Source organism: uncultured Fretibacterium sp. (genome assembly GCF_963544685.1).
Classification (GTDB): domain Bacteria; phylum Synergistota; class Synergistia; order Synergistales; family Aminobacteriaceae; genus CAJPSE01.
In genome coordinates this window covers 1-4548 of record NZ_CAUUGJ010000150.1, presented here as the reverse complement: position 1 = coordinate 4548, position 4548 = coordinate 1, and the positions used below count along the sequence as shown (strand labels likewise).

Genomic DNA, 4548 nt, shown 5'->3' with positions numbered 1-4548 from the left:
CCCTCGAACACCTCCGCCCGGATGACCCGGCCCTCCTCCTCGGAGCTCCCCCAGAACCCGACCGCCCCCCGTGGAACGTCGATCTCTCCCCGAGACAGACACGTCAGAATCTTGGAAAGCTCGTCGGCCGTCGGCTCGTACTCCCCGGCCAGAACCCGGAGCCCCATCGGATGACACCTCAGGATGATGTCGATAAGCGTCTCCAGCCTACGACCGTCCCCAGACAACGGAACGAACTGCCGCTTCCTCCGCCCCATCTCAAGCCCCTCCTGTTCGTCGGGCCGGTCTCGAATACCGCCCGCAAAACAAGTGTCTTAACGCTGACGTATTTTGACTATTATATCCCCCGCGCTTCATCCGCTTCTCCGGCCTCCGGCCAGGGAGGCATAGGGTATCGATACCCTATCCGGGGAGGACGTACGCCGTACGAAACGAGTACGTCAGATGTACGTACTCCGGACGAACCATGTACGTACGGTGTGAGAGGAGAAGAGAAGAGAAGAGAAGAGAAGAGAGGAGAAGAGAGGAGAAGAGAGGAACTACTCCCCCCTATATCCCCCCCACGGGGGGAGACGGCTCCCCCCTGTCCCCGTATTTCGTCGATTTGCTCCTGAGGGACGTACAGGAAGGCCCCAGAGCATCATCAGGGCTTCGGGAGGTATCAGATTACCTCCGGGGCTCCCGATGGGGCTCTCCGTGGCTCTGTAAGGGGCTGTGGGTCGGACATCCGCCGGACAGGGCGCGGCTGAAAATTCAGCAGCGAAAAGTCCGCTCGGAGAAATTTCAGGAACGAACGACCTCAGTTGAATTGAAGTCGTCTCCTTGGCCGGGCCTCACCGTAACCACAGGGGGGGACAGGGATGATGTAAACGAACCTTACCCCATCCCCCGGCAACCCGGCTCAAAGCGGGCCGTGTTCCCCTTGGCCAAGGGGGGGAGTCAGATCGACTTCTCCCCAGCCAAAGGGTGTAACCGATTCTTACGCCCCTTGGCCATGGAGGGGAGGTCTACTGCAAACCGCCGTACACCGGCCAAGAGCCAGGGGATTCCCCAGGCCAACCCCCGGGGTCAGCCCAGGGTACCCCCGGCAGGACGCCAGCGCTACGCCTTACGCCGCCAACGTAATTTTTCGTTATCTCGCGGGCCTGGAGAAAGTCAACATTAGTCAGCTCGCCACGCTTGCAAATTCAAGTTTTCCCTGGCTGCCGGACTTGTTACATGTGCTCCTCGGCCCACTCCAGAGTCTCGACAAGACTGTGGTTCTCTTGGGCCGCACGGTCCATGACCTCCGCCACATCGAGGTTTAGAACCTTGGCCAGGCCGTAGAGGGTACCGGCCTTGCAGAGAGAGGGGCAGGTCTTCCCGCACTCGATGAGCCGCAGCGCCTCGCCCCCGATAATGGCACGCCCGGCACACCGGTACCGCCCCAGCCCGAGCTCCCGCCTCCGGGCCTTGATCCAGCGCCCGAAGTCTCCGGGCTTCGGCTTGGTCATCCTTCGTCCACCTCCTTATCCTTACCGCCCTTGAGGAGACGCAGAACAGGGGTCGCCCTCTCTTCCCGAGGGCTCCCCCTGAACCCAGCGATCTCCAACCCCACGACGACGGCGCCCAACACGAAACCCTCCCAGAAGGCCGGCCCAGGGGCTCCAGGCTCCGACAAACCACACAACGACGCCCAGCCCCTCAAGAGCCTCGGGCTCCTCTCCCCCTCACAGGCAAGATCATTCGCCCGATCTACAACCGCCGCCACAAACTCCTCGTCGCTCACTACGTGTGTCCTATCGTCCATCTTTTCGCCTCCATCGCCATAAATCCTTGTGGCAGAAGGACGTAACCACAGGAGAGAGGGGACAAAACACTTTAGCGCTTTAACGTCCTCCTGAACTTCCTGTACTTCTCCTGTACATTGGAACCCCCTAAGTACAGGATGTAAAACGTTCACGCCCAATGGTTTATAAGGATTCCTGTACTTCCTGTACTTTGAAATCCAATTTCTATGGAAAAATCGAAAAAACCCTTAGGATACCCCGGATTCCATTAACTATTTAGTGTGTGTTCACTCAAAATATTGTCAAAAGGTTCAAGGTATGTCAAAATAGTTGCATGATGGAGATCAGCCAGGTGCAATACGAACGTATAGCGGATTGTTTCCCTGTCCATCGAGGTGATGTCGCTTACGACAACCTTAGAGTGCTCAATGCCATTTTGTATGTTATGGAAAATGGGTGCAAATGGAGGAGGCTCCCGGAAAGGTTCGGAAAGTGGCATACGATCTACATGCGCATGAGCCGATGGTACAAGTCCGGTGTTTTGGACAGGGTTTTTGAACGCCTGCAGCACGAGCGTCTTCTCCGCATGAGACTTGAAGCGGTATGTCTGGACAGTACCTGTGTCAAGGTCCATCCTGATGGGACAGGGGCTTTGAAAAAGGGGGACCTCAATCTATCGGAAAGTCTCGGGGAGGATGGACCACCAAGATTCATCTGGTTGCCGCGGGTCCCGACTGTCCGTTGATTTTTCATCTCTCGCCCGGCAATGCCCATGATGGCCCGGAAGGCCGCAGGTTGATAGAGATGCTGAGGGAGTTGTTGCCCCCCGGATGCAAGTTGTTGATGGATAAAGCCTATTGTGGGGCGGCGACACGTCGTCTTGCGGAAGAATGCGGGTTGGAGCCGGTCGTTCCGCCTAAGAGCAACGCGAAAAACCCCTGGCGGTATGATGCAGAGCTTTACAAGAGACGGAACGAGGTCGAGCGTCTTTTCTGCAGGGTCAAAAGGTTTCGCCGTATTGCTACGCGGTACGATAAGTTGGATGTTATTTTCTTGGGATTCCTGCTTTTTGCTTTTGTTGTCGACTTCTTACTCTTGTGTTAACACGACCTAGAATATATATACGAATCCTAAGCATCCTCCTCATTTTTTTCAGCCAAGTTGCTAAACAAAGTACAGGAAGTACAGGATTTCTATAAAGCGTTCCACCGCAATGGTTTTAATCCTGTACATGAGAGATTTCATGTACAGGACAAGTACAGGAAGTTCAGGAGCGCATTAAAGCATTGAAGTAATAAAGCGATTGATCCCTCTTCTCTCCCCTGTGGTTACGTCCTCTCCCATCTTGGAGAGCCTGACCCAATAGCCGAACTCCCGCCGGGGCTCCTCTCGGACGACCGCTACCCCCAGGCCCCGGAGCATGGGGGGCAGTCGGGTAAGAGCGATCCCAAACCCTCGGGGGCTCTTCGGCAGGGTCATGCGTTCCTCGTCGTCCGCTCGTGACTTCACCTGATCGAAGAGCGTTTTGACGTACCCCTCCCACGCCCTCTCGCCCGCCAGCTCCAGCAGGATACGGCCTATGGGATTGCCCGTCACGGCCTCGACCTGCTTCTCCCGCTCCTTGGCCATCAGCACGCGCTCGAACGTGCCCGGAGCCCAGGGGAGAGCTCCGCCCTTTTCCGCCCGCATAACGAACGCGGCGGCGTCGATCATCCGGACCGCAGGGGCGGGGTCGTAGTCCCGTTCCCTCAGCGCGGCCGACACGGCGGTCAGGAGAGCGCCCAGGATGCCCGGACGTACCTTCTCAAAGGCGGCCTGAAGCTCCCTGTCCCGCCTCCTCCCTGTGGTCAGGGGCAGAAGCGAGATCGGAAAACACCGGTCCAGGAGATCGGCCCGGTCCGGGGCGAAGGCAATGCCGTTCAGGATCAGGGGCCGCCGGATATAACTCTCGTAGGTTTCGCCGTCGGTGTAGAGCTTGCGCCGGACGATCCCCATCCCCGTAGCGACCCGGCAAAGGTGGTCGCTGTCCTCTCCCGATATCCTGCTGAGGTTGTCTATCGCCACGACATGACGCGAGGACGCTGCGGCGCAGAGCGCGTCGGCGTCCTTGAACGGGGAAATGCCCCCCGTCCCGTCGGGGTCGATCAGCGACTTGAGGAGGTTTGTCAACGTGGTCTTGCCGCTTCCCTGCTCGGAGCTGATCGCCAAGATCGGATAGGCGATATCCGGGGCCAGGGAGGCCAGCAGCCAGCCGGCCAGAAGGACAAAATCCTCGTCCGAGGTATTGACGAACTCCCGAAGGTCCATCAGGGAGCCCCCAGGACGGGGCGCCGGCAACGCCTTCATCGAGCCCCGCAGGAACCACAGGGAAGGCTCGTCCACGACCCGCCAGCCGTCCGCGTCTATTTCCACCGCCTGGCGCTCCTCGTTGCAGAGGTCCAGGTAAATCTTGCCGCCTATGCTCCCGATGCGGGTATGGAACTTCCTCGGTTCCGAAAACTCCGCCGTTGCCGCCAGGAGGAGCAAGGCCCCCTCGATGTCCGCCCCTTTCGGCTCCTCCTGCATGGCGTCGAAATACTTCGCGGCCAGCCACGCCTTGAACCGGGAGGATCGGAGCCCGTCGATCTCATGGCGTCCAAACACCGGGTAGCGCACGTACAGGCCCCCGATATCCTCCGCACGGAAGGTAACGACCCCCAGGTCAAGGCACATCTGCCGCAGGGTACCCGCACTGTCTCTTATACACATCTCCGAGCCCACGAGACGGAGCTACATCTCG

General features: G+C 58.7%; 5 protein-coding genes. 1 reads left to right on the top strand and 4 read right to left on the bottom strand.

Annotation, left to right across the window (positions count from 1 at the left end; translation table 11 throughout):
- The 3 genes from ABLA28_RS10605 to ABLA28_RS10595 all read right to left on the bottom strand — a co-directional run.
- The coding region (locus ABLA28_RS10605) for a hypothetical protein (RefSeq protein ID WP_347713637.1) at positions 1-257 on the bottom strand (257 nt) is incomplete at its 3' end.
- Positions 258-1214: 957 nt separating this feature from the next.
- Positions 1215-1493 (bottom strand): helix-turn-helix transcriptional regulator, encoded by a 279-nt coding sequence (locus ABLA28_RS10600; RefSeq protein WP_347713636.1) that lies wholly within the window; start codon positions 1491-1493, stop codon positions 1215-1217.
- On the bottom strand, positions 1490-1789 hold the full coding sequence (locus ABLA28_RS10595; RefSeq protein WP_347713635.1) for a hypothetical protein: 300 nt from the start codon (positions 1787-1789) through the stop codon (positions 1490-1492). The genes ABLA28_RS10600 and ABLA28_RS10595 overlap by 4 nt, the downstream gene beginning before the upstream one ends.
- Positions 1790-2106: 317 nt before the next feature.
- On the opposite strand from ABLA28_RS10595, the gene ABLA28_RS10590 reads away from it, so the two are divergent.
- Positions 2107-2873 (top strand): IS5 family transposase gene (locus ABLA28_RS10590; protein WP_347713638.1). Its coding sequence is split into 2 segments (ribosomal slippage): positions 2107-2431 and positions 2431-2873, totalling 768 coding nucleotides; the frame shifts between segments, so codons are not numbered across the junction.
- 174 nt (positions 2874-3047) lie between these two features.
- On the opposite strand, the gene ABLA28_RS10585 is transcribed toward ABLA28_RS10590, so the two are convergent.
- A complete protein-coding gene (locus ABLA28_RS10585; RefSeq protein ID WP_347713634.1) occupies positions 3048-4517 on the bottom strand; it encodes a hypothetical protein in 1470 nt (489 codons plus the stop codon).
- Between the last annotated feature and the right edge of the window lie 31 nt (positions 4518-4548).

Bases quoted from the DNA above. Each gene is read 5' to 3' on its own strand.
- ABLA28_RS10600 (WP_347713636.1), bottom strand. From the start codon at position 1,493: ATGACCAAGCCGAAGCCCGGAGACTTCGGGCGCTGGATCAAGGCCCGG.
- ABLA28_RS10595 (WP_347713635.1), bottom strand. From the start codon at position 1,789: ATGGACGATAGGACACACGTAGTGAGCGACGAGGAGTTTGTGGCGGCG.
- ABLA28_RS10585 (WP_347713634.1), bottom strand. From the start codon at position 4,517: ATGTGTATAAGAGACAGTGCGGGTACCCTGCGGCAGATGTGCCTTGAC.